The 22914-nt window shown below is 68.5% G+C and carries 21 protein-coding genes and 1 pseudogene; 15 read left to right on the top strand and 7 right to left on the bottom strand.

The genetic code is table 11. The features are described from left to right. Positions 1-22: 22 nt before the first annotated feature. The 6 genes and pseudogenes from ACFY3C_RS01375 to ACFY3C_RS01350 all read right to left on the bottom strand — a co-directional run bounded on the left by ACFY3C_RS01375 (position 23) and on the right by ACFY3C_RS01350 (position 6786). Positions 23-226, bottom strand: a complete 204-nt coding sequence (locus ACFY3C_RS01375) for a cold-shock protein (protein ID WP_031161015.1) — start codon at positions 224-226, stop codon at positions 23-25. Between the two features lie 175 nt (positions 227-401). After that, positions 402-1205, bottom strand: a complete 804-nt coding sequence (ppk2, locus tag ACFY3C_RS01370) for a polyphosphate kinase 2 (RefSeq protein ID WP_390769259.1) — start codon at positions 1203-1205, stop codon at positions 402-404. Positions 1206-1263: 58 nt separating this feature from the next. Next, complete coding sequence (locus ACFY3C_RS01365; protein ID WP_390769258.1) at positions 1264-4086, bottom strand: M48 family metalloprotease; 2823 nt, start codon at positions 4084-4086, stop codon at positions 1264-1266. After that, positions 4083-4682 (bottom strand): hypothetical protein, encoded by a 600-nt coding sequence (locus ACFY3C_RS01360; RefSeq protein ID WP_390769257.1) that lies wholly within the window; start codon positions 4680-4682, stop codon positions 4083-4085. Before ACFY3C_RS01360 ends, ACFY3C_RS01365 begins: the two co-directional genes overlap by 4 nt. 108 nt (positions 4683-4790) lie before the next feature. Further along, positions 4791-5684, bottom strand: a complete 894-nt coding sequence (locus tag ACFY3C_RS01355) for a S1 family peptidase (protein ID WP_390769256.1) — start codon at positions 5682-5684, stop codon at positions 4791-4793. Between the two features lie 180 nt (positions 5685-5864). After that, positions 5865-6786 (bottom strand): annotated as a pseudogene (locus ACFY3C_RS01350) (SMI1/KNR4 family protein). Between the two features lie 413 nt (positions 6787-7199). On the opposite strand from ACFY3C_RS01350, the gene ACFY3C_RS01345 reads away from it, so the two are divergent. From ACFY3C_RS01345 to ACFY3C_RS01280, 14 genes are all read left to right on the top strand, one after another. Beyond that, positions 7200-7799 (top strand): YybH family protein, encoded by a 600-nt coding sequence (locus ACFY3C_RS01345; protein WP_390769255.1) that lies wholly within the window; start codon positions 7200-7202, stop codon positions 7797-7799. Positions 7800-8012: 213 nt separating this feature from the next. After that, positions 8013-9221: a 3-deoxy-7-phosphoheptulonate synthase gene (locus ACFY3C_RS01340; protein WP_390769254.1), complete on the top strand. Its 1209-nt coding sequence runs from the start codon at positions 8013-8015 to the stop codon at positions 9219-9221. Continuing rightward, on the top strand, positions 9209-9832 hold the full coding sequence (locus ACFY3C_RS01335) for an isochorismatase family protein (RefSeq protein ID WP_390769253.1): 624 nt from the start codon (positions 9209-9211) through the stop codon (positions 9830-9832). Before ACFY3C_RS01340 ends, ACFY3C_RS01335 begins: the two co-directional genes overlap by 13 nt. Next, complete coding sequence (locus tag ACFY3C_RS01330; protein ID WP_390769252.1) at positions 9829-11742, top strand: anthranilate synthase family protein; 1914 nt, start codon at positions 9829-9831, stop codon at positions 11740-11742. Before ACFY3C_RS01335 ends, ACFY3C_RS01330 begins: the two co-directional genes overlap by 4 nt. After that, positions 11739-12086: a hypothetical protein gene (locus tag ACFY3C_RS01325; RefSeq protein WP_390769251.1), complete on the top strand. Its 348-nt coding sequence runs from the start codon at positions 11739-11741 to the stop codon at positions 12084-12086. The genes ACFY3C_RS01330 and ACFY3C_RS01325 overlap by 4 nt, the downstream gene beginning before the upstream one ends. Beyond that, the gene (gene phzG / locus ACFY3C_RS01320) at positions 12083-12700 is read left to right on the top strand and encodes a phenazine biosynthesis FMN-dependent oxidase PhzG (RefSeq protein ID WP_386576717.1); all 618 of its coding nucleotides are present in this window, start codon (positions 12083-12085) and stop codon (positions 12698-12700) included. Before ACFY3C_RS01325 ends, phzG begins: the two co-directional genes overlap by 4 nt. 43 nt (positions 12701-12743) lie before the next feature. Beyond that, positions 12744-14600 carry an asparagine synthase (glutamine-hydrolyzing) gene (gene asnB, locus ACFY3C_RS01315; protein WP_390769250.1) on the top strand — a complete coding sequence of 619 codons (1857 nt, stop codon included), beginning with the start codon at positions 12744-12746 and terminating at the stop codon, positions 14598-14600. A gap of 121 nt (positions 14601-14721) precedes the next feature. Further along, positions 14722-15213 (top strand): PhzA/PhzB family protein, encoded by a 492-nt coding sequence (locus ACFY3C_RS01310; RefSeq protein ID WP_386576715.1) that lies wholly within the window; start codon positions 14722-14724, stop codon positions 15211-15213. A 53-nt stretch (positions 15214-15266) separates the two neighbouring features. Beyond that, positions 15267-15677 (top strand): VOC family protein, encoded by a 411-nt coding sequence (locus tag ACFY3C_RS01305; protein ID WP_386576714.1) that lies wholly within the window; start codon positions 15267-15269, stop codon positions 15675-15677. A 93-nt stretch (positions 15678-15770) separates the two neighbouring features. Beyond that, a complete protein-coding gene (locus ACFY3C_RS01300; RefSeq protein ID WP_390769249.1) occupies positions 15771-16748 on the top strand; it encodes a methyltransferase in 978 nt (325 codons plus the stop codon). 20 nt (positions 16749-16768) lie between these two features. After that, complete coding sequence (locus tag ACFY3C_RS01295) at positions 16769-17245, top strand: DUF488 family protein (RefSeq protein WP_386576712.1); 477 nt, start codon at positions 16769-16771, stop codon at positions 17243-17245. Next, positions 17242-18918, top strand: coding sequence for an asparaginase domain-containing protein (locus ACFY3C_RS01290; RefSeq protein WP_390769248.1), 1677 nt, complete (start codon positions 17242-17244; stop codon positions 18916-18918). The genes ACFY3C_RS01295 and ACFY3C_RS01290 overlap by 4 nt, the downstream gene beginning before the upstream one ends. Positions 18919-18984: 66 nt before the next feature. Next, positions 18985-19818 (top strand): PhzF family phenazine biosynthesis isomerase, encoded by an 834-nt coding sequence (locus tag ACFY3C_RS01285; protein ID WP_390769247.1) that lies wholly within the window; start codon positions 18985-18987, stop codon positions 19816-19818. A 146-nt stretch (positions 19819-19964) separates the two neighbouring features. Beyond that, positions 19965-21314, top strand: coding sequence for a replication-associated recombination protein A (locus tag ACFY3C_RS01280; RefSeq protein WP_390769246.1), 1350 nt, complete (start codon positions 19965-19967; stop codon positions 21312-21314). Between the two features lie 89 nt (positions 21315-21403). On the opposite strand, the gene ACFY3C_RS01275 is transcribed toward ACFY3C_RS01280, so the two are convergent. After that, positions 21404-21799: a RidA family protein gene (locus tag ACFY3C_RS01275; protein WP_386576943.1), complete on the bottom strand. Its 396-nt coding sequence runs from the start codon at positions 21797-21799 to the stop codon at positions 21404-21406. Positions 21800-21935: 136 nt separating this feature from the next. On the opposite strand from ACFY3C_RS01275, the gene ACFY3C_RS01270 reads away from it, so the two are divergent. Next, complete coding sequence (locus ACFY3C_RS01270) at positions 21936-22910, top strand: helix-turn-helix transcriptional regulator (RefSeq protein WP_386576708.1); 975 nt, start codon at positions 21936-21938, stop codon at positions 22908-22910. Positions 22911-22914 lie beyond the last annotated feature (4 nt).

Below are 22914 nucleotides of genomic sequence, written 5' to 3'. Positions count from 1 at the left end.
TGAGCGGATACGCGTCCGGTGATCAGGCGGGGACGATGTTCTCCGCCTGCGGGCCCTTCTGGCCCTGCGTGACGTCGAACGAGACCCGCTGGCCCTCCTGGAGCTCACGGAAGCCCTGGGTCGCGATGTTCGAGTAGTGGGCGAAGACGTCCGGACCGCCGCCGTCCTGCGCGATGAAGCCGAAACCCTTTTCAGCGTTGAACCACTTCACGGTTCCCTGCGCCATGACCTTCTCCTTCAGTAGGCAGAGGCCCCATCCGGAGATGCCGGAAAACAAATAGGCGCCTGAGGAAAAACATTATCCGTCAGGCGCACATACGTTCATGGGTACCACAACTGCAACTCCGAAACCCTAGCACAGCTCGGCGGGCCCGTCGTGCATCACCGAGGCGCGCACCCGCTCAGAGGCCCGCCGCGTGGTCGGGGACGTAGGTCTGCAGATCGCGCGGCGGTCGCTCGTAGCCGGTGGACGGCGGCCGGTCCGGGAGCTCCAGCACCGGGGGCGGCACCTCGTGGTACGGCAGGGAGCCCAGCAGATGGGCGATCATGTTCAGCCGCGCCCGCCGCTTGTCGTCGCTCTCCACGACGTACCACGGCGCCTCGCGGACGTCGGTGTGCACCAGCATCTCGTCCTTGGCCCGCGAGTACGCCTCCCAGTGGGTGATCGAATCCAGGTCCATCGGCGACAGCTTCCAGCGCCGCAGAGGATCGTCCAGCCGGCGCCGGAAACGTTCCTGCTGCTCGGTGTCGCTCACCGAGAACCAGTACTTGCGCAGCAGGATCCCGTCCTCCACCAGCATCCGCTCGAAGATCGGGCACTGGCGCAGGAAGAGCTGGTGCTCCTCCTTGGTGCAGAAACCCATCACGTGCTCGACCCCGGCCCGGTTGTACCAGCTGCGGTCGAACAGCACGATCTCCCCGGCTGCGGGAAGGTGCTCGACGTACCGCTGGAAGTACCACTGGGTGCGCTCGCGCTCAGTGGGCTTGGGCAGCGCCGCGATCCGTGCCACCCGCGGGTTGAGGTATTCGGTGACCCGCTTGATGGTGCTGCCCTTGCCCGCCGCGTCCCGCCCCTCGAAGACCACGACCAGGCGGGCGCCCTCCGCCCGCACCCACTCCTGGACCTTGACCAGCTCCGTCTGCAGACGCAGCAGTTCCTTCTCGTACACCTCGCGCGGCAGCTTCGCCGCCTTCTTACCGGCCATGCCGTCTGCGTACCCCTGAGCGCGGAGGAGTTCAACACCATGACCGGACGTGTCGGCATCAGCGGTTTCGGGCGTCCTTCCACTGCGGCCACTGCTCCAGCGCGGAGGTGACGCGGTCCGTCAGGAGTGAGAGGGCCTTACCTGCCTCTTTGTAGGCGTCGACCAGGTGCTCCAGCATCCTCGTGTTGCGCTGCACGTCGTCCGTCTCCGAGTCGAGCACGGACGTGCACTCGCGGGCTGCGTCCCGGCTCTTGGCCAGCAGGGTGGACCATGCGCGGCCCAGCTCGGCGTCGGGTACGCCCAGATGGTGCTGGGCGGTGACCGTGTCGCGGGTGAGGCCGGTGCAGACGGGGCGCAGGGTACTGCCGTCGACGGCACCGGTCTCGGCGTCGGCCGACTCCTTGATCCACTTCGCGAGTTCCGTGTAGCGAGAGGCCAGGGCAACCATGTCGGCCCGGCCGCTCATCTTGAACCAGGCCAGTAACTGGAAGCTGCCCACCCTTTCGTTGCTGTCGGCGGCCGAGGGACGGTTGGGAACGGCCAGGGCCGTGCCGTCGCCCGTGACCGAACGCACGGCGACGACGGACGACATGACGGCCAGGACCGCGACGGCGCCCACCGCGATCCGGATCGGCCAGGACCGCCGTACGGCTTCGGCGGGCGCCGAAGGTCTTTCGGCGCGGGGGAGCCGGGCCAGGGGGGTGGCGACCAGGGCGGCGCCGAACATCGCCGGTGCGGCCGTCTGTACCAGGAGTTCGGTCAACGACCATGAGGCGTCGGGCAGCCAGTGGCAGGTGTTGCCCATGACCCGCAGCGGGCCCAGACAGCCGTCGGCGGACTGGAGCAGGAACTGCCCTGCCAGCGCCGTGATCTGGGCGATTCCCGCGGCGGCGAGGGCGCGGGGCAGTCGGTGGGTGCGGGTGGTCGCGGCGACGGCGGCCGCCGTCACGGCCGCGCCGGTCCACAGGGCGACGGTCCGCCACCACATGTAGACGACTCCGAAGGCGACGCCTCGCCCGTCGAGCGGAGGGCGCCAGGAGTGGACGTACGCCATCACCGCCGCCACGGCGGCGACGCCGAACACACCCCCGGCCAGTCCGGCGAGGACCGTGGACTGCAGCCCCGTCGCCCGTGGCCGCCTGAGCAGCAGCGCCGCCGGATAGACCCACAGCACCACCGCGGCCGCCGCGATCAAGGGGGTCGAGCCCGCAGCGCTCGCGCTCACGAGAGCCGAGGAGATCCAGGGCAGGACCGTCGCGTACTGCTCGACCTGGTTCCAGGGGCCGGGGAAGAGCTGACGGATGTGCTGCTCCAGACCGCCCGCGTGATACAGGTCCCCGGCCAGCCACAACTGGCCCTCGCCCAGCCACCAGCCGAGACCGGCCGCCGCCACGACACACCCTGAGACGGCCGCGACGAGCACCGCCCCGCGCAGCGCGGGCAGGGTGCCCGGCATGTCCCGCAGGCGCAGCCGGGCGCACTGGGCCAGCCAGCAGACGTAGACCACGGCGCCGAGGAAAGGGAAGAGCAGAGGCTCCAGGTGCGCGGGCCACCAGCCGGGGCCGATGCCCGCACCGGACAGCAACCCCCCGCAGACCAGACCGAGTCCGAGAGCCAGGCCCGCCCGCACACCCGAGGGACCGGGGGCGCCCCGGTGCGCCGCGTACAGGGCCGCACGCCAGACCGAGACCGTCAGGAGGGCCGCCGCCAGCCCCCCGATGAGCCAGGCGGCCGGACGGGTGTCCCACAGGTTGCTCAGCGCGTTCCCGGTGACCAGGGTCACCGCGCCGAGCAGGAACAACGGCACGCCCGTCAGCGCGAACAGGCCCGCCGGATCCCCGAGTACGCGGCACCGCTCCTCCCAGGAGGGGTGACTGCGCCACAACGCCGAGACGCCCCGGGCCGGGCGGCCCTGTGTCACGGCGGCCTCGGCCCGCGCCCGCCAGACGTCGGGGTCGGCACCCAGGGCCACGGCCCCCCGGTCGGCATACAACTCGCGGTGGCGCAGGGTGTCGGCGCGGGCCAGGACGACCAGCAGGAAAAGGAACGCGGCGGTCGCGATCTCCCTGACCATGTACGGTCGGGCGGCGGGCCAGAAGACGGCGTCGGCGCCCATGAACCAGCCGAAGTGCGCCGCGACGAGGCTCCCGCCGACCACGAGGGTGAACGGGACGGCGGCCAGGGCGAGGAAGGCCCGCCAGAGTGCCGTCACGGCGTAGGCGATGTCCACGTCTCGGTGGCGCAGATGGGCCAGTTCGTGCAGGACCACGGCCTGGAAACGGGCCGGCTGGGAGCGGCGGACGTGCAGCAGGCCGTTGTTGAGGCAGAGGGTGCGGCTGCCCGCACGGCCGAACACCACCGCGCCGGGATCGAGGGCGGCCAGGTCGACCACGAGGGCGGGCAGGGTGCGTACCCCGGCGGCCCCGGCCAGCCGGGCGATCTCGGCTCGGATCTCACCCTGCGGGTCCCGGCCGTGCAGCGGCACCAGACCGCGCCGCCGCCGCTTCCAGCGTGGCAGCAGCAGGTACACCGCCGTGGCCGCCAGCAGGACGACGACGCTGCCGGCCAGGCCGTACCAGTCCGGCGTCACGGGGGCGCCCTTGGCGCACTCCTTGATCGCCGCTGCCTGGGCGTTGCTCCGTGTCACGTTGTCGATGAGATTGCCGCCCGGGTCGTAGCCCGCCGCGAACTCGCAGACGAACTCGACGTTCTGGGCGGGGTACGGCCGCAGGATGTCCCGCAGCATCTCGAGTGTGGCCGCCGCCATCGCGACGACCAGGACGAGGAAGCGCAGGGTGGTCCCGGCGGGCAGCGCGCCGGGGTCGGGGGCCGACGCCACGGGGGCCCGGCGGGGCACAGCCGCCTCCGTGCCCCCGCTCACCGGACCTCTCCGTTCTCCTGGCGACCACCACCATCCCCCGACTCACCGGGCTCACCCGACTCACCCGACTCACCGGGCTCACCTAACTCACCCGAACCGCCGGGCTCACTGGACTCGGCCTCGTGGGGATCTTCAGTGCCCGCCAAGGCCAGCCGTGCGACCACGCTGTCCGCGAGGGCGTCGGCCTCCGTGTCGGGGAGGCCGCGCCGGATCGCCTCCTCACGCACTCGCCGCCGTACGGACGCCAACTGCTCCCGGTCGAGGTCGGGCACCTCGGGAGGGGCGGCTGTGCGGCGGGCGGACGGTCGCAGCCGTCCGAGGGCGGTCGTGGCCCGGTTCACCAGCCGCCCGGCCCCGTCCGCGACGGCGGCGCGGCACGCCTCGTCGACCACCATCAGTACCCACGGCGTGAGCATGCTCGCGATGTCGTCGAGGCCGAAGCCCAGCGGGTCGCTCCGTCCGGCGGAGGACGCCTGCCGCATCCGCCGTATCACGAGGCCGTACTCCAGACCCGCCAGGTCCTCGACCAACTGCCTTTCCTGTGGCGCGTGTTGGTCGACGACGTCCCGCACCACATCCAGCACGGTCGCACGCATGCGTCCGCTCCCTCCCTCTGTGCGCCCCCTCACCGAGCGCGCCTGATGCGGTATTCCCGCGGGGGCATGCCGTACGCCTGCCGGAACGCACAGCTCAAGGGAACCGGATCAGCGGCCGAGCAGTTGCTTCACCTTCCGGCCCGCGGCGGACTCGTCCAGCGTGTCCCACAGCTTGGCCGAACCGGTGTACGTGTACACGCCCGGAGCGCCCTGTGCCGCGCAGCCGTCGCCGTACGACACGATGCCCACCTGGTAGACCCCGCGGCGGCCCGGCAGCTTCCGGAACATCGGTCCGCCGCTGTCACCCTGGCAGGAGTCCTTGCCCTCGACGCCCGCACAGACGTTGACCTTCTTGTCGTAGCTCGAGTAGGACGCCTTGCACTCGATGTGGGACACGATCGGGACGTCCACCGCTCGCAGGCGGTCCGGATAGTTCGGCACTTCCGTGTCGGTGTTGCCCCAGCCGATGACCGTGGCCTTGGCGCCCGGGCGGATGAGCGCGTCCGTGCCCATGGTCGGCAGGTTGACCGGCGCGGTACCGGTGACGGGCTTGTCCAGCATCAGGAACGCGATGTCGTACGCCTCCTGGCCCCTGGTGTAGCGGGGGTGGACGACGATGTCGGTGACGTTGCGCAGGTGGCCCTGGTTCTTCTTGGACAGCACCGTGCGGCCGACGACCGTTTCGAGCTGCTTGGGCTGCACACCGACGACGCAGTGCGCGGCCGTCATGACGACGTACGGGTCCAGCAGGCTGCCGCCGCAGAACTGCCGGTCGTGCGGGTTGCCCCGACCCTTCGCCAGCAGCGCCGCCATGAACGGATAGGAGCCGACGGGCTTCTCGGTGCCGCCGATGATGGGACTGTCCGGGCGGCCGGGGTGCGTCGGTGTCGCCGCGCCGGCCGTACCGGTGGACGTACCGACGAGGCCGAGCACCGCGCCGGCGGCGATCGAGACGGCGGCGATCCGTCGGGTCGCGGTTCTGTGGGCGGTGGAAAGACGCATGGGGGGTGTCTCCAATCTCCGAAGGGCCACCACGACGGACACTCCCGAGGCGCCCAACCGGGCCGGACATCGCGGAATGACCCGTCGACGGTGGCATGCCGCCCTGTCAGATGGGATCTTGCAGAGCGCGGTTCCCGAAGGTCCTCGACGGTGCACAAGGGTGTCCCGCTCGCGGAGTGTTCAGCGCCGGTGCCGCTCGAAGCCGATGTAGGCGTAGGCAAACGCCTCGCCCGTGCGTGGCGACCGGGTCCAGGACCGGGTGGTGAAGGTGCCGAGCCTGCCTTGGGTCAGTCCGAAGCGGGGGAGCGAGAGCGCGAGTTCGGTGTGCAGAGCCTCCAACACACGTAGTTCGCAGTCCAGTTCACTGTCTTCCGGGCGGAACAGCCGTGCGGGGTCCAGGGCCTCGGGTATCGCGCCGGAGCGCTCGATCTCCGTGCCCCGCACGGTGAACGCGTACAGCTCCTCGCCCTGTTCGGCCACCGACAGGTGGAACGCGGTCGGATGGTCACCCGGGGTCGAGCGCCTCGGGTCGCGCCACACCACCACATCTCTGCGCCCGGTCGCCGTGGAAGCCGCGGTACATGGCCTCCATGTAAGCGCGGAACGACGGGTAACGGTCCGGCAGTTCACCGCTCCAGTTCTTGTAGACGTAGAGCGACCACTCGCCGTCCTGGTCGCTGTCGCCCGGGTCGAGCAGGGCGTGCGACATGTCGGAGTCCGTCTCCAGCCGTAGCGCCCGTTGCCACATCCCGGCCAGCAGGACGTCCTCCTCGGCAGGGTTGTCGTCCAGAAGCTCCTCGTACAGCGGGGTCATGTCGTAGGGATCCCGAAACCAGTCGATGTCCGCGGCGCCGCCGAGCTGATAGACCCCGGCCATCTGGTCCACGTGCCACCCGTCGCTCACGGCCAGGAAATCCCGGTACGAGGGCGGCAGCCGCCGCCCCAGCCGCTCCTCGGCCGCGGCGATCGCCGCCTCGTCCGCCCCGGAACTGCCCAGCGGGACGACGGTCTGCCCGCCGTCCCCGTCCCGGTCCGCGCGCGGAACCCACTCCGCCTGCCAACGTCCGAAGAACTCATGCCAGTTGAAAGACTCGCCACTCATGGCCGGATGGTGTCACCCAGCACTGACAACGGCGCCCGACTGCCTCCACGGCCACCGTCCTAAACCGCGCCACTGACCAGCCCGAATGCGTCAACGATCAAGAACTGCAGCTGCCGTGACAAATATTCACACCCTCTGCATTTTTGCCTGGCATTGACAGATCATAGTTTCGGACGGTTATATGGCTGCCATCACGGGGACGGGATGGCAAACGGGGGCGAGTGCGACCACACCCGCCAGTAAACGGATCACGGTATTCCTCGGTAAACGGATCTCAGTATTCCGCAGAGAGCGGATCGCGATATTCCGTAAAGAACGGATCGCGGTATTCCGTCGAGGAGTGGGCCCGAGAGTCCAACGCCGCAGACGCGTTGTGTCCACCTGCTTGCCATCTCCAGTTTGGGGGAGATGTCATGAGTAGAATCAAGCGCGCCCTGCCGATCGCTACCACCGCCATTGTGTTGACGGCTGCGAGCATCGTCGGCCCTACCTTCTTCCTGGCCGAGACGTCGAATGCGGCGCCGGCCGTGAGTAAACCGACTGCCACCACGACCCCGGCGGACCGCAGCGGTAAGCCGGCCGCCGCCAAGACCCCCGCCGAGTTGCTGCAGCTCTTGGGCGAGAGGATCAAGTCCAAGGACGTGGACGGAATCATCGCTCTCCAGGAGCCCGAAGCGGCGATCGTCAACTACGACGGGTCGATCATCAGAGGCCGCGAGGACATCAGGGCGTTCTACGTCGAGTGGTTCAAGTCGGATCCGGTGCTCACGGTCAACCCTCTCCAAACTGTGCTGGCGGGAGGGAAGCGGGCAAAGGACGGCACGGTACGTGGCCGCTCGGCGTCCATCATGGGCAAATACACCCTGGAGCAGACTCGCGCGGATGGTACCCGCGAGAGCTTCAGTGGGAATTTCTGCGACACCGTGCATGAGCAGCCGAACGGTACGTGGCTGTATGTCCAGGACAACCCGTACCCGCCCCACGGCGGAACAGCGCTGTCGCACCACCACTGATCGGGCTGTCTCGGCGGTCTCGTCTTCTTTGTGCTCAGCCGACTTGTCGGCGAGCAAGCTGTAAGAACGGGAGTTTGATCCGCCGTACCCAAAATCAAGCGTTGCGGGGCAACCCCTGCCACCTTATTGGGCTTCTTCATCGGTCATTTGTGGCGGGTCATCGGTTGAGGCGCGGATGGCGAGTTGCCGACATGCCTGAGGTTTGGAGAAAGCTTGAACGTCACCTCGGTCGAAGTTTCACAGGCCCCGGTTGTGCGGCAGCAGCCTCAATGGAGAGACCCGGCACAGGTCGAGCAGGTCCGGGATGTACTGGCGGCCCTTCCCCCGCTCGTGGAGGCCGAATCGCTGGGCAGGCTCCGGGGGTTGCTCGCCGGAGTTGCCGCCGGGCAGGCACAGGTGGTGCAGGCGGGTGACTGCGCGGAGGATCCCGCGGAATGCACCGCAGTTGACGTGGAGCGGAAGGTGGGACTCCTCAACGTGCTCGCCGGCGTCATGAACGCGATTACTCATCAGCCGGTGGTGCGGGTGGGCCGGATCGGAGGCCAGTACGCCAAGCCCCGGTCGGCGCACACCGAGCGGGTCGGTGGCGTCGAGCTCCCGGTGTACCGCGGGCACATGGTGAACGGTCCGGAGCCGAACCCGGAAGCACGGCGGCACGATCCCCGGCGCCTGTTAGCGGGCTACCGGGCGGCGAGCCAGCTCATGGTCAATCTCAGCCCGACGCCACGGGCGCGCATCGATCCGGCGGTGTGGACCAGCCACGAGGCTCTGCTGCTCGACTACGAGATTCCGATGCTGCGCCGGGATCGGGAGGGCCGAGTCGCGCTCACTTCCACCCATTGGCCGTGGGTCGGCGAGCGAACCCGCCAGCTCGAGGGAGCCCACGTCGCGCTGTTGGCAGATGTGGTCAACCCGGTCGCGTGCAAGGTCGGGCCGCGTATGACGGTCGCCGAGCTGCTCGGGCTGTGCGCGCGGCTCGACCCTGAACGGGAGCCGGGCCGACTTACCTTGATCGCTCGGATGGGTGCTGACGCGACCATGGATCTGCTGCCGCCGTTGGTCCAGGCCGTGCGCGCCGCCGGACACCCGGTGATCTGGCTGGTCGACCCCATGCACGCCAACACGGTGACCACCGCTGAGGGACGCAAGACCCGCATGGTGGAGACGATCGTCCGGGAAGTCATGGCCTTCCAGGTCGCCGTTCGCACAGCCGGCGGAATTCCGGGCGGGATACACCTGGAGACCACTCCCGACGACGTGACCGAATGCGTCGACGCCCGATGCGGCACCGACCGGATCGATGAGAACTACAGGACGTTGTGCGACCCGCGCCTCAACCCTCGCCAGGCAGTATCGGTGGTCTCGGCCTGGCAGACGCAGATGATGATGAACCGGGCCGAGGGAGAACCGTGCCGGGCATAGCGCCGATTCCAGCCTACCCACTGCCCACGACGGAAGAACTGCCCATCAGCACCGCGCAGTGGACCCTCGACCCGCGCCGGGCGGTGCTGCTCGTGCACGACATGCAGCGCTATTTCCTCGCGCCGTTTCCCTCGTCGGTGCGTGACCCGCTGGTGCGCCACTGTGTGCTGCTGCGGGAGCGCTGTACTGCGCTCGGGGTCCCGGTGTTCTACACCGCGCAACCCGGTGGCATGACGGATGAGGAACGCGGCTTGCTGAAGGACTTCTGGGGTCCGGGGATGAAGGTGGACCCCGTCGACCGTCAGATCGTCTCGGAGCTCGCACCCCGGCCGGCGGACCAGGTGCTCACCAAGTGGCGCTACAGCGCGTTCTTCCGCTCGGACCTGCTGGCGCAGATGCGCGACCAGGGCCGCGACCAGCTGATCGTCTGCGGGGTGTACGCGCATGTCGGTGTACTGGTGACGGCCCTCGAGGCATTCACCAACGACATCCAGCCGTTCCTGGTGGCCGACGCCGCCGGCGACTTCTCCGCCGAGTACCACCGGCTGGCCCTCGACTACGCGGCCACTCGCTGCGCGGTGGTCACCACCACCGAGGAGGTCTTCCAATGAACTCGCCGCAGTTACTCCAGCAGGTGCTGGGGCCCGACCCGGGCGCCTTCGCCCTGCTGCACCGCCCCGAGACGCTGGGCCCGGACCGAGTGGAGATCCTGCTGGGCCAGGTCAGCACCCCGGCCCGGCTCGCCGACATCCCGCTGGTCGACGTGGCCGATCTGGCCGGACGGCCCGGCGAGGCCCGGCATGAAGCGCTGGTCCTGGTGCCCCACCAGCAGATCACCGAGCGCGGCTTCGCCGCCGCCGCGGACGGCTCACCGCTGCTCGCGATGTCAGTGACCCACCAGGGGCAGATCGCCACGTCCGAGGCGCTGAAATCCCTGCCGGACGAGCCGATCACCCTGACCGGGGGGCGTTTCGACACCGAGGACGACGCCTACGCCGACACGGTGCGCGCGGTGCTCGACAACGAGATAGGCACCGGAGAGGGCTCGAACTTCGTCATCAAGCGCTCGTTCGTCACCACGATCACCGGGTACTCCACGCGCAGCGCACTGAGCCTGTTCCGCCGGTTGCTCACCCGGGAGAGCGGCGCCTACTGGACCTTCCTCGTGCACACCGGCACTCGGACCTTCGTCGGCGCCACACCGGAGCGCCACGTCAGCCTGCGGGACGGGATCGCGGCGATGACCCCGATCAGCGGCACCTACCGCTACCCGCCGACAGGACCGGTCCTGTCGGAGGTCATGGATTTCCTCACCGACGGCAAAGAGACCGACGAGTTGTACATGGTCCTGGACGAGGAACTGAAAATGATGGCCCGGGTCTGCCAGGGCGGTGGGCGGGTGGTGGGCCCGTTCCTGCGGGAAATGGCCTGGCTCGCGCACACCGAGTACATCATCGAGGGGCGCAGCGACCTCGATCCCCGGGACATCCTGCGGGAAACAATGTTCGCCCCCACGGTGACCGGTAGCCCGCTCGAGAACGCCTGCCGGGTGATCGCCCGCTACGAGCCGCGCGGCCGCGGGTACTACGGGGGCGTCGCGGCCCTCATCGGCCGCGACGCCGGTGGCGCGCGCACCCTGGACTCGGCCATCCTCATCCGCACCGCCGACATCAGTACCTCGGACGTCGACGACAGCGGTCATGTCGAGGTCGGGGTGGGCGCAACCCTGGTCCGGCACTCCGACCCCGACACCGAGGTCGCCGAGACCCGCACCAAGGCCGCAGGCCTGCTCTCGGCGCTGGGCGCCGACGAGCGGCTCGACGAGCACCCGCTGATCCAGGAAGCTCTGGGCAGGCGCAACGCGACGATCGCGAACTTCTGGCTCACCGACGCGGACACGCGAGCGCAGCCGCATCCGGTGCTGGCCGGCCGCCGGGCGCTGATCATCGATGCCGAGGACACCTTCAGCTCGATGCTGGCCCACCAGCTGCGCGCCATCGGACTGACCGTGCAACTCACCCGCTTCGACGCACCCCACCGCTTCGACGACCACGATCTCGTCGTACTGGGCCCCGGACCCGGCGACCCGCGGGAGGCCGACCACCCCAGGATGGCCCACCTCACCTCGGCGATCGAGCACTTGCTGGCCCGGCGCATCCCCTTCCTGGCTGTGTGCCTGAGCCATCAGTTGCTCTGCCGGCACCTCGGGCTCGGGCTGAGGCGCCGGGAGGTCCCGAACCAGGGCACCCAGCGCGAGATCGACCTGTTCGGCTCGCGGGAACGGGTGGGCTTCTACAACTCCTACGTGGCCTGCGGACGGGCTGAGCAGTTGGAGTGTCCTGGCATCGGTGAGGTGAAGGTCAGCCTCGACGCCGGCACGGGCGAGGTGCATGCCCTGCGCGGGCCGCACTTCAGCTCGGTGCAGTTCCACCTCGAATCGGTGCTCACCCAGGACGGGGAGCGCGTCCTGGGTGAACTGCTGGCGCCGCTGATGGAGACCAAGGAGGTACTGAAGGCATGAAAGCCACCATCTCCTGGTGGGACCTCTCCGGGTCCGACCAGACCATCGACTCGCTACGCGTCTACCTGCGAGACGAGGGCGTGGAACCGTGGGCGCAGATTCACGGGCTGCGGCTGAAGTTCTGGATCTCCGACCCGCAGACCAACCGCTGGGGCGCGGTGATGCTGTGGGAGTCCACAGCCGACCTGACGGCACCGATGCCGCCGAACCGTGCCACCGAGCTCATCGGATACCCGCCGACCGACCGGATGATGACCGACATCGAGGCCATCGTCGAAGGTGTCCACTCCGGCCGGCTGGTCGATCGCGGCCTGGCCTTCGAACCGATCAGGAAGTCGTCGTGAGCGCATCGCCCCAACCCCGGCCGGCCGAAGAGTTCGTGACCCCGCCCGCCGACCCGATGGGCCTGCTCCAGGCCTGGTTCGACAGCGCCGTCGCGAACGCCGTCCGCGAGCCAGGGGCGCTGGCGCTGGCCTCCGCCGATGCCCGCGGTCACGCCTCCAACCGGATCGTGCAGGTGCTCGCCGTCCGCGATACGGGTCTGGTGTTCGCCAGCCACGCCGACAGCCGCAAGGGCCGGGACCTGGCCGAGACGGGCTGGGCATCGGGCGTGCTCTACTGGCGCGAGGCCGGCCGCCAGGTGAGCGTGACCGGCCCGACCCGTCCGTTGCCCGACGAGGAGTCCGACGCCCTGTGGGCGGCCCGGCCGGTCGGCGCGCACCCGATGTCGGTGGCTTCGCATCAGAGCGCGCCGCTGCTGGACGAGGACGCGCTGCGGAAGCAGGCCGAGGAACTGGGTCGCGACGGCTTGGCGCTGCCTCGCCCGGCCCGCTGGCTGGGCTATCTGCTGGAGCCCGCGTCGGTCGAGTTCTGGCAGGCCGACCCGGACCGGTTGCACCAGAGGCTGCTTTATGAGCGTGACGGTTCCGGCTGGCGTACTGGCCGGCTCCAGCCCTGACCGTGCCCTGGGCAGTGCACTCGAGAGGAAGAAAGGCAAGTCGATGTGTGGAATCACGGGCTGGGTCTCGTTCGATCGGGATCTGACTCAGCAGCGCGCGGAGCTGGACGCGATGACAGCGACCATGGCCTGCCGTGGACCGGACGCCGAAGGCACCTGGGTCGACCGGCATGCGGCGCTCGGCCATCGAAGGCTGGCGGTCATCGACATCGAAGGCGGCACCCAGCCCATGGAGGTGCGCACCGACGACGGCGCGGTGGCGATCACCTACAGCGGTGAGGTCTACAACTTCACCGAACTCAGGAGCGAGTTACTCCGTCGCGGCCACCGGTTCCGGACCCGCAGCGATACCGAGGTGGTGCTCCACGGCTACCTGGAGTGGGGCGAGGCAGTCGCCGAACGTCTCAACGGCATGTACGCCTTTGCCGTCTGGGATGCCAGGACCGACAAGCTCGTGATGATCCGCGACCGGATGGGCGTCAAGCCGCTCTATTTCTCCAGCACCGACGACGGGGTGCTGTTCGGCGCCGAGCCGAAGGCGATCCTCGCCAACCCGCTGGCGGACCGCGCGGTCGACCTCGACGGACTGCGTGAGCTGGTCAGCTTCACCCAGACGCCGGGTAGTGCGGTGTGGTGCGGGATGCGTGAGGTGGTACCGGGCGGCGTGGTCACCGTCGACCGCGCCGGCCTGCGTGAGCGGCGCTACTGGACCCTGCCGACCCGTACGCACACCGATGACCGGAGGACTACGGTCGCCCACGTGCGCGACCTGCTCGAGGACATCGTGAGCCGGCAACTGGTCTCCGACGTGCCGCGCTGCACACTGCTTTCCGGCGGGCTGGACTCCAGTGTGATCACCGCGCTGGCCGCCGCCAAGCTCGGCAGGCCCGGGGAGCACGGCGAGCCCGGGGAGAAGGTGCGCAGCTTCGCGGTGGACTTCGTCGGGCGGGAGGACGATTTCGTCGCCGACGAGCTGCGCGCCACGTCGGACGCCCCCTACGCGCTGGAGGTGGCCGCACACGTCGGCGCGCAGCACGAGACCATCGTGCTCGACCATGCCGCGATCGCCGACCCGGCGGTGCGCCGTGCGGTCATCACCGCGCGGGACAGTCCGCTCAGCCTCGGCGACATGGATGCCTCGCTCTACTTGCTGTTCCAGGCCATCCGCGAGCAGTCCACGGTCGCCCTGTCCGGGGAGTCCGCCGACGAGGTCTTCGGCGGGTACAGGTGGTTCCATCAGCCGGAAGTCCAGGCCGCGGACACCTTCCCCTGGATGGCCGTCTTCGTCAGCGGCGCGCGGGCCCAGGTGTCCGACCGGTTCAATGCCGACATCACCGCGGCCCTCGACCTGCCCACCTACATTCGCGACCGCTACGCCGACGCGGTTGCCGAGGTCGAGCGGGCCGACGGTGAGAGCGACCACGAGATGCGGATGCGGGTGATGTGTTACCTCCACCTGACCCGCTTCGTCCGCATGCTGCTGGAGCGCAAGGACCGGATCAGCATGGCCGTCGGACTGGAGGTCCGGGTCCCCTTCTGCGACCACCGGCTCACCGAGTACGTCTACAACACCCCGTGGTCGTTGAAGACCTTCGACGGCAGGGAGAAGAGTCTTCTCCGCGCAGCGACTGCCGACCTGCTGCCCCAGTCGGTGCTGAACCGGGTGAAGGCTCCCTACCCGGCGACTCTGGATCCGCACTACACCGGCGCGCTGCTGCAGCAGTGCAAGGAACTGCTCACGACCGACGACCCGGTGTTCGATCTGGTCGACCGCAGCTGGCTGCAGGACATCACGCGGCAGGACTCGGGTGCGATGCCCATCGACGTCCGCAACGGCATGGAGCGAGTACTCGATCTGAGTACCTGGTTGGACATCTACCGCCCCGAGCTCCGGTTCTGACCGATATCGCCGCCGCTGCCTGCGAGCGGAGACGGTCGCAGGCAGCGGTCGGCAGCCCAGCCGCACGCACCGATCACGAGCGACAACATCCACGCCCACATCACGGATTGAGGGGTTCGAGATGGGAACGGACAACACTCGGCCTGGCGGCTTCGAGACCGACCTCGACCTGCGCGCCCGGCACCGTGCCGTCGTCGCGGATTACATGAGCCGGAAGGGCGAGAACCGATTGACGCGGTATCAGCTCTTCACCGAGGACGGCAGCGCCGGCCTCTGGACGAGCGATACCGGTGAGCCGATCACCTCCCAGGGGCACGAGAAGCTCAAGGCGCACGGCGAGTGGTCATTGCGCATGTTCCCCGACTGGGAATGGAAGAACGTAGAGATCTTCGAGACACAGGACCCCAACAGGTTCTGGGTCGAATGTGACGGAGAGGGTCAGATTCTCTACCCGGACTACCCGCCCGGCTACTACAAGAACCACTTCATACACTCGTTCCTGCTCGAGAACGGAAAGATCAAGCAGAACCGCGAGTTCATGAACCCGTTCCAGCAACTGCGTGCGTTGGGGATCGAGGTACCGAAGGTCAACCGCGGCGGGATCCCTACGTAGGGCTTGCCCGCTGCCGGGTTCAAGTTTTTCGCACTCACAGCAAGGAACATCGGATGGAATCTCGGCTCAACCCGTACATCGCCTTCAACGGGAACGCACGGCAGGCGATCGAGTTCTACCAGGAAGTCCTCGGCGGCAAGCTGGAGATCGGCACGTTCGGGGACTTCGGCTCGTCGGAGATGCCCGACGCCGACAAGGTCATGCACGCCGTGCTCGATACCGCGGACGGGTACAGGGTGATGGCGTGGGACGTCCCTGAGCGGGTGCCCTTCAACCCGGGCAACAATGTTGCGCTGTACCTCGGCGGAGACGACACCAAGCTCCGCGACTACTTCGAGAAGCTGGCCGTCGGTGGCACCGTGACGATGCCGCTGGAGAAGCAGTCATGGGGTGACGAGGCCGGCACGCTCGTCGATCGGTTCGGGATCACCTGGATGGTCAACATCACCCAGCGGCAGTCCTGATCGACCACGACGGCCGTCAGACGCCCTACTGCGGACATCCCGTCTTAGAATGGAGAGGTCTCAATGACAGTCGACGTGCAGGCCACTCGAGACGTGGTCGACATCATCACCGGTGGATGGAGGGCGCAGGCACTCTACACCGCCGTCAAACTGGGGCTGCCGGACCATATCGAGGCCGGCCGGGCCACCTCCGCCGAACTCGCCAAGTCGACCGGGGCGAATGAAGAGGGCATTCGCCGCCTGATGCGCCTTCTGGTGGCCATGGGCGTATTCGAGGGCAACGAGTCGACCGGCTACCGGAGTACCGATGTGAGCGCGGCACTGCTCGACGGCCCTCAGTCCCTACGCGACATGTGCCTGCTCTACGGCGAGGAGTTCTACTCCGCCTGGGGTCACGCCCACCACGCCATCAGCACGGCAAGCTCGGGTTTCGAGGTCGCCTACGGCCAGTCGTTCTACGACTATCTCGGTCAGGATGCGGCCACCGCCAGGCGATTCCAGCACACCATGAACGCCGGAAGCATGTTCTTCCACCAAGTACCCGAGATCTTCGACTTCTCCGGCGGCAAGATGGTCGTGGACGTGGGCGGAGGGGGCGGACACCTGCTCGCCACGATCCTCGGCGCCGCACCGGATGCCAGAGGCACGCTCTTCGACCGCGAACACATGATGCCCAAGGCGCGTGAGCACCTGGCCGCCACCATCGGACTGGACCGCGTCGACCTGGTCGGGGGCGACATGTTCGAAAGCGTCCCGACCGGCGGGGACGTCTATATCCTCTGCCGAGTTCTGGCCGGCTGGGACGACGACGCGGTCGTCAAAGCCTTCGAGAACTGCCGCCGCGCCATGGCGGACTCCACGTCGCGACTGCTGATCCTCGACCGTTTCGTCGAGGACGAGAACTCCACCATGCTGCCCGCTCTGTGGGATCTGCACCTCCTGATGACAACCGGCGGCCGGCACCGCACCGTTGAGGGGATCACGGCGCTGCTGACCCGGGCCGGCCTGGACGTCGCAACGGTCACCGAGTTGCCCATGGAGACGACCGCCCTGATCGCTCGATCTCGATGAGGAGATCTCCAGTGCGCAAGATGGCAACAATCGGCGTCTATGGCTTCGACGGCGATTCCTACCTGCAACAACTACAGCGGGCGAACGTTCGTCTGCTGCTCGACGTACGTCAGCGCCGCGGCGTCCGCGGACCCGACTACGCCTGGGCGAACTCACGCCGGCTGCAGGCGGCCCTCGCCGATGCCGGGATCGCCTACGAACACCACCGGGAACTCGCCCCGACCACCGAGCTGCGTCAGCTCCAGTACGCCGAGGACGACCGCCTCGGGGTCGGCAAACGCTCCCGCCGCGAACTCGCTGCCGAGTACACCCGCCGCTACACGAGCGAGATCCTCGACCACGCCGACCTCGCGCCGATCGTGTCGGCGCTGCCGAGCGACGGAACCGCGGCGCTCTTCTGTGTCGAGCGCGACCCCGAGGCCTGCCACCGATCGTTGGTCGCCCAGCGGCTGACCGAATGGCACCACGTCACGATCGAGCACCTGCGGCCATTGTGACAGGCGAAATCCTTCCGGGCGGCGCGCCGCGACCGCGGATCGCGGTGTTCGCCGGGCCGACGGCGACGATTCTGAACACACCAGACCTGATCACATCGAACAAGGCACGCACACGCCACGGTCTCCCGCTACGCCCCTCTCACTTCGACGTCCTGCGCCCTCAGCGGCTCGCAGCACCTGTGACGGTCTACATCGAGGCGTTCAGCGCGCACCCACTCGAACGAGATGCGGCCGGCTTGTACGCCCCTCCGGACGGCTGGCTCGACAAAGACGGCAACTTCCACCAGGAGCAGCCTTTCGACGACGCCACACCGGTGTATGTCGTCGAACTCGATCCCGCCGACGGTCTCTATCCCCTCCCTTACATGGCCAGACAGGCGAATGGATCCCCTTGGGAGGAAACCTCGACGACACCGTTCGCACCACCGGGAGCCGCTCGGCAGACGTTCTACCCCGACGCTCGCCGCTTCTACGAGGAGATCGAGCGGTTCGGCCTTGCCGACCACGGCACGCCCGTCGAGCTGTGGTCAAGCGCCGACTTCGACTTCTTCCGCGCTGCTCCGTCGGGCGGATACACCGCAGACCCCGATTCCGAGCGCCATGGGCAGGACTTCTTCGTCTACTACCCCTACCACCTGCAGAGCGAACCCGGCCTGACGAACCTCGCCGAGGCGACCAACCAGGTCCAGGCCGTCCTCGCCACGGGAAAGTACGCCGGCGTCCAATGGCTCGAGGGGAGTCCGACTGTCGAGGAGACCTTGTACTGGCTCGGACTGGTGGTCGACACGACAGTGCCACTCGTCGGACACGCGGCTCAACGCCGTCACCAGTCGTTGAGCGCCGACGGCGACCGCAACGTGGTGGATGGCGTGAAGTACATCGCGTCGGGTGTCGCCCTGAACGAGCGGGGCGAAGACCGCGTCGGTGCCTGCGTGATCGTCGATGAACTCGTCTACTCGGCCCGGGACGTGACCAAGGTCGACGCCCGACCGGGCGGTTACGAAGTCACCGGCGGTCATGGAGGAGTCGTTGCCGACCTGGGTGGCTACGGCCCCCCTCAACTCACGTACCTCCCGGTCCGTCGCCACACACATTGCTCGGAGCTACGCCTCACCGTGCTCCCCGAGCGGGTGCCCGGCGTCGCTGGGACATTGGACACGGGCGTGTCCTTGGCCGACGTCTCGACCAAGGACGCCGACGGACTCGTACCCACCGCCATGCCGCACGTCACGATCACCAAGTACACCCGGTACGCGGCAACACGGACCGGCACCGACAGTCCGCCCACCGCTGACGACGAGGTCGAGATCTTCGCACGGATCAAGGCCAATCTCGCCGGCGCGCCACTGGCCGGTTTCGTATGTGAAGGCATGTCGCCGTTCGGGATGGCCGACCCGACCAGGAACGCGGCATTGAGCGTCGCCATCTTCGCCGGCATGCCGGTGGTCCGCACCGGCCGTGGCAACACCGGAGGCATGGCGTACCGGACCGACCCGACGTTCATCTCGGGCAACAACCTCACAGCCACCAAAGCGCGCATGCTTCTCATGGCCGCGCTGCTCAAACTCGGTGCCCTGCCCCCTGCCGCAGATCCGTTCAACCCGACCTCCGACGAGCGTGCCGCCACAGAAAAGGCAGTCGCTCGATACCAGACCCTGTTCGACACCCACTGACCCGACACGTGTCCACCGACCGACTCCCCACTTCGAGAACGGGAACCCATGGGTACATATGAGTACGTGGTGGCCGACGTCTTCACCGACGTCGCGCTGGAAGGAAATCCGACCGCGGTCTTCGTGGATTCCTCCCGCATCTCCCCCGAGCGAATGCAGCAGATCGCGCAGGAGATGCACCTGTCGGAGACCGTTTTCGTCCTTCCCGCGGAAGCCGACGGTGATGTGCGGGTCCGAATCTTCACCCCGGTGAACGAGTTGCCGTTCGCCGGGCATCCGACCCTGGGTACTGCCATCGTGCTCGGCGAGTTGAAGACGGCGGAGACGATCCGCATGGAGACCGCCATGGGCACCGTGGCGTTCGATCTCGAGCGGGCCGGCGACGGCGCGGTCGGCGCGGCTCGCATGTGGCAACCCGTCCCGACGTGGGAACTCTACGACCGTGCGGACGAGTTGCTCGCCGGTCTCGACCTGGCGACCTCCGCCTGCACCCTGCCGGTCGAGGTCTACTGCAACGGACCGCGGCACGTGTTCGTCGGCCTCGACAGCGTGGCTGCGCTCTCAGGTCTGGAGCCGGACCAGAGGATTCTCGCCAGGCTGCCCGACATGGCCGCCAACTGCTTCGCGGGTTCGGGCTCACGATGGCGGCTGCGGATGTTCTCGCCCGCCTATGGCGTGGTGGAGGACGCGGCCACCGGCTCGGCTGCTGGTGCGCTCGCGGTACACCTGGCCCGGCACGGACTGATTCCCTTCGGGGAGTGGATCGAGATCCAGCAGGGTGTCGAGATCGGCCGTCCTTCGACGATGCGGGCCCGGGCCATGGGGACGCCGCAACGGATCGAGTCGGTCCAGGTGGCGGGATCCGCCGTCGTCGTCGCCCGGGGAACGCTGTACGCGTAGGTGCCGAGAACCACAGGACGTAGGGTCCTTTTCATGAGTTACCGACCCATCATTCGGACCGGGTCAGGACGAGGCGACCGAGAACCTCGGACGCGCAGCCGACTCCGACACCAAGGTGTGCTCTGTGTCGATGGACGGGGGGAGTGATGACTGCCGAGGGGGAGGGGCTGTTCGAGTTGCCGACGTCCGACACCCCGCCCGCTGAACCCGCGCGGGCCACCGCGCCGTTGGCGGTGCGGATGCGGCCGCGCGCGCTCGATGAGGTCGTCGGGCAGTCACACCTGCTGAGCCCCGGCGCGCCGCTGCGGCGGCTGGTGGAGGGCGGGGATGCGGCGTCGGTGCTGCTCTACGGTCCGCCAGGCACCGGCAAGACCACGATTGCGCGTCTGCTCGCCACCGGCGCCACCCGGTACTTCGTCGCCCTCTCGGCGCTGTCCAGCGGAGTCAAGGAACTGCGCGAGGTGATCAACGACGCGCGCCATCGCCACCATCGTCACAACCGGCAGACCGTGCTGTTCATCGACGAGGTCCACCGCTTCTCCAAGACCCAGCAGGATGCGTTGCTCGGGGCTGTCGAGGACAGGCTTGTGCTGCTCGTTGCTGCCACCACGGAGAACCCGTCCTTCTCGGTGGTCTCTCCGCTGCTCTCGCGGTTGCTGGTGTTGCAGCTCCGGTCTCTGCGCGAGGACGAGGTCCGCGAACTGCTGCGGCGGGCGGTGACGGATCAGCGCGGCCTCGACGGTTCGGTCTCGCTGTCGGCCGAGGCCGAGGACGCCCTGGTGCGCCTTGCCGCCGGCGATGCCCGTAGCGCGCTGACCGCGCTGGAGGCGAGCGCCGACGGGGTGGCTGACACGGGTGGCAAGGTGATTGACGTGCCGGCCGTGGAGCGGGCCGTCGCCCAGGCCACCGTGCGCTACGACCGGCAGGGTGACCAGCACTACGACGTCATCAGCGCGTTCATCAAGTCGATCCGCGGCTCGGACCCCGACGCCGCGCTGCACTACCTGGCCCGCATGCTCGTGGCTGGGGAGGACCCGCGGTTCGTCGCGCGGCGGCTGTTGGTGCACGCCAGTGAGGACGTCGGGCTGGCCGACCCCACAGCGCTGCAGGCCGCCGTCGCCGCGGCGCAGACGGTCCAGCTGATCGGGATGCCCGAGGCCCGCCTCGCCCTGGCGCAGGCCACCGTGCATCTGGCCCTGGCGCCGAAGTCGAACTCGGTGATCGTCGGGATGGACGAGGCCATGGCCGACGTCCGGGCGGGCGCCGTCGGTGAGGTACCCGCTCACCTGCGACAGGGACGCTACGCAGGCGCCGCGGAGCTGGGCAACGCCGTCGGCTACCGCTACCCCCACCGCACGTCCGACGGAGTCCTGGAGCAGCAGTACCCGCCGGACGAACTGGTGGGGAAGGATTACTACCGCCCCACGCAGCACGGCGGGGAACGCACCCTGCACGAGCGTCTCACCAAACTCCGCCGCGCAGTCCGCGGCGGGTAGAGGTATTGCCGCTGTCGTCAGGGTGCGGAAAACACTCACCTGCCCGGCTGGTCGTGCCGGTTGAACCAGCACGACCAGCCGAGGTCGCATCACGCGACGGCGGTTCCCTCGAGCTCGACCATCTGGCCGGGGATCGCCAGTCGCTTCACCTCGAGCATCGTGGTGGTCGGCGCCACCCCCGCGGCGCCCAACCGCGCCGCCAGCACGCCGTAGTGCTGGAAGAGCAGATCGACGTCGGTCGTGTAGACGTTGAGCCGGACGAGGTTCGCGAAGGACATGCCGGCCTCGCCGAGCACGGCCTCCACGTTGTCGATGCTCAGCTTCAACTGCGCCGCCATGTCATCGTCATGCAGGGGCTTGCCGTCGCCGCTCATCGCGGTCTGCCCCGAGATGTACAGGGTCCGTGTGTGTCCGGAGACGACCTCCCCCTGGTTGAATCCCATCTCCACCGACCACGGCACCGGGTTGACCGCCGCTCGTTCCATTGCCACCCCAACTCGATTCGATTCATTGGCAGTTCGCACGTCCGTGGGCTCGCTCGCCGCCGGTTCGGACGTCGCGATCATGAGCCTCCCAAGAAATCACGACATCCTCAGTCATGTATTCCGTTACAGTTTTCGTATGCGCGCCGACCGGTTGTTCTCGCTGGTGCTGCTGCTGCGCCACCGGGGTCGGCTGACTGCGGACGAGCTGGCCCGCGAGCTGGAGGTATCCACCCGCACCGTGCTGCGCGACATCGAGGCGCTGTCCGCGGCCGGTGTCCCGGTCTACGCCGAACGCGGGCGGCACGGCGGTTTCGCCTTGCTGCCCGGTTTCCGGACCGAGCTCGCCGGACTGAACCACGACGAGGCCCTTGCCTTGCTGACCGCCGGATCGGGGCGCGGCGAGCAGGTGTTCGGCCTCGGCTCGGCGCTCGCCTCGGCCATGCGCAAAGTGGTCGACGCGCTGCCCGAAAGCCACCGGGCCACCGCGAGCGACGCGACCCAGCGATTTCTCGTCGACCCGGAGACCGACCTGCTCTCACGCCGGCCGGCCACTGCGGAGATACCCGACACCACAATGATCGAGATCCGGCGCGCGGTGCTCGCCGGACACAAGCTGCGCATCCACTACGCGGCTACGGGCCAGGCACCGCAGTGGCGCACGGTGGACCCGATCGGCCTGGTCACCGTACGCGACCGGGGATACCTGCTGGCCACAAGATCAGGCGCGGACCGCACCTACCGGCTGTCGCGGGTGCTGGCCGCCGAGGAACTCCCCGAAGCGGCGCAGCGACCGAACCGGGTTGACCTGGACCGGATCTGGCGGGAACGCTCCGCGCAGTTCCTCTCCGGCGGCGACCACATCACCGTGCTGGTGCGGGTCAACCCGGCGCGGCGGGAGGACCTGCTGGACACCGCGCTGGCCGTCCGCGCAGAAGACCCCGACGCAGACGGCTGGCTGCGGCTGGAGGTCACCTTCCAAGATTCACGACACGCCGAATGGGCGCTGTGGCAGCTCAGCACGGACGCGGAAGCGCTGGCCCCGCAATCGTTGCGCACCTTCCTGTACCACCGCGCCACCGCGGTCGCCACCCGCTACCGACACTCATCCTGAGAGT

The sequence above is a fragment of the Streptomyces sp. NPDC001410 genome, assembly GCF_042895235.1.
Taxonomy (GTDB): domain Bacteria; phylum Actinomycetota; class Actinomycetes; order Streptomycetales; family Streptomycetaceae; genus Streptomyces.
Note: the sequence above shows the minus strand (reverse complement) of the source record. Positions and strands in the feature narration are given on the sequence as shown.

What these genes read in the sequence shown, in the direction of transcription:
- ACFY3C_RS01375 (WP_031161015.1), bottom strand. Translation starts at nt 226, where the DNA reads ATGGCGCAGGGAACCGTGAAGTGGTTCAACGCTGAAAAGGGTTTCGGC.
- ppk2 (WP_390769259.1), bottom strand. Translation starts at nt 1,205, where the DNA reads ATGGCCGGTAAGAAGGCGGCGAAGCTGCCGCGCGAGGTGTACGAGAAG.
- ACFY3C_RS01360 (WP_390769257.1), bottom strand. Translation starts at nt 4,682, where the DNA reads ATGCGTGCGACCGTGCTGGATGTGGTGCGGGACGTCGTCGACCAACAC.
- ACFY3C_RS01355 (WP_390769256.1), bottom strand. Translation starts at nt 5,684, where the DNA reads ATGCGTCTTTCCACCGCCCACAGAACCGCGACCCGACGGATCGCCGCC.
- ACFY3C_RS01345 (WP_390769255.1), top strand. Translation starts at nt 7,200, where the DNA reads ATGAGTAGAATCAAGCGCGCCCTGCCGATCGCTACCACCGCCATTGTG.
- ACFY3C_RS01330 (WP_390769252.1), top strand. Translation starts at nt 9,829, where the DNA reads ATGAACTCGCCGCAGTTACTCCAGCAGGTGCTGGGGCCCGACCCGGGC.
- ACFY3C_RS01325 (WP_390769251.1), top strand. Translation starts at nt 11,739, where the DNA reads ATGAAAGCCACCATCTCCTGGTGGGACCTCTCCGGGTCCGACCAGACC.
- asnB (WP_390769250.1), top strand. Translation starts at nt 12,744, where the DNA reads ATGTGTGGAATCACGGGCTGGGTCTCGTTCGATCGGGATCTGACTCAG.
- ACFY3C_RS01310 (WP_386576715.1), top strand. Translation starts at nt 14,722, where the DNA reads ATGGGAACGGACAACACTCGGCCTGGCGGCTTCGAGACCGACCTCGAC.
- ACFY3C_RS01305 (WP_386576714.1), top strand. Translation starts at nt 15,267, where the DNA reads ATGGAATCTCGGCTCAACCCGTACATCGCCTTCAACGGGAACGCACGG.
- ACFY3C_RS01295 (WP_386576712.1), top strand. Translation starts at nt 16,769, where the DNA reads ATGGCAACAATCGGCGTCTATGGCTTCGACGGCGATTCCTACCTGCAA.
- ACFY3C_RS01280 (WP_390769246.1), top strand. Translation starts at nt 19,965, where the DNA reads ATGACTGCCGAGGGGGAGGGGCTGTTCGAGTTGCCGACGTCCGACACC.
- ACFY3C_RS01275 (WP_386576943.1), bottom strand. Translation starts at nt 21,799, where the DNA reads ATGGAACGAGCGGCGGTCAACCCGGTGCCGTGGTCGGTGGAGATGGGA.
- ACFY3C_RS01270 (WP_386576708.1), top strand. Translation starts at nt 21,936, where the DNA reads ATGCGCGCCGACCGGTTGTTCTCGCTGGTGCTGCTGCTGCGCCACCGG.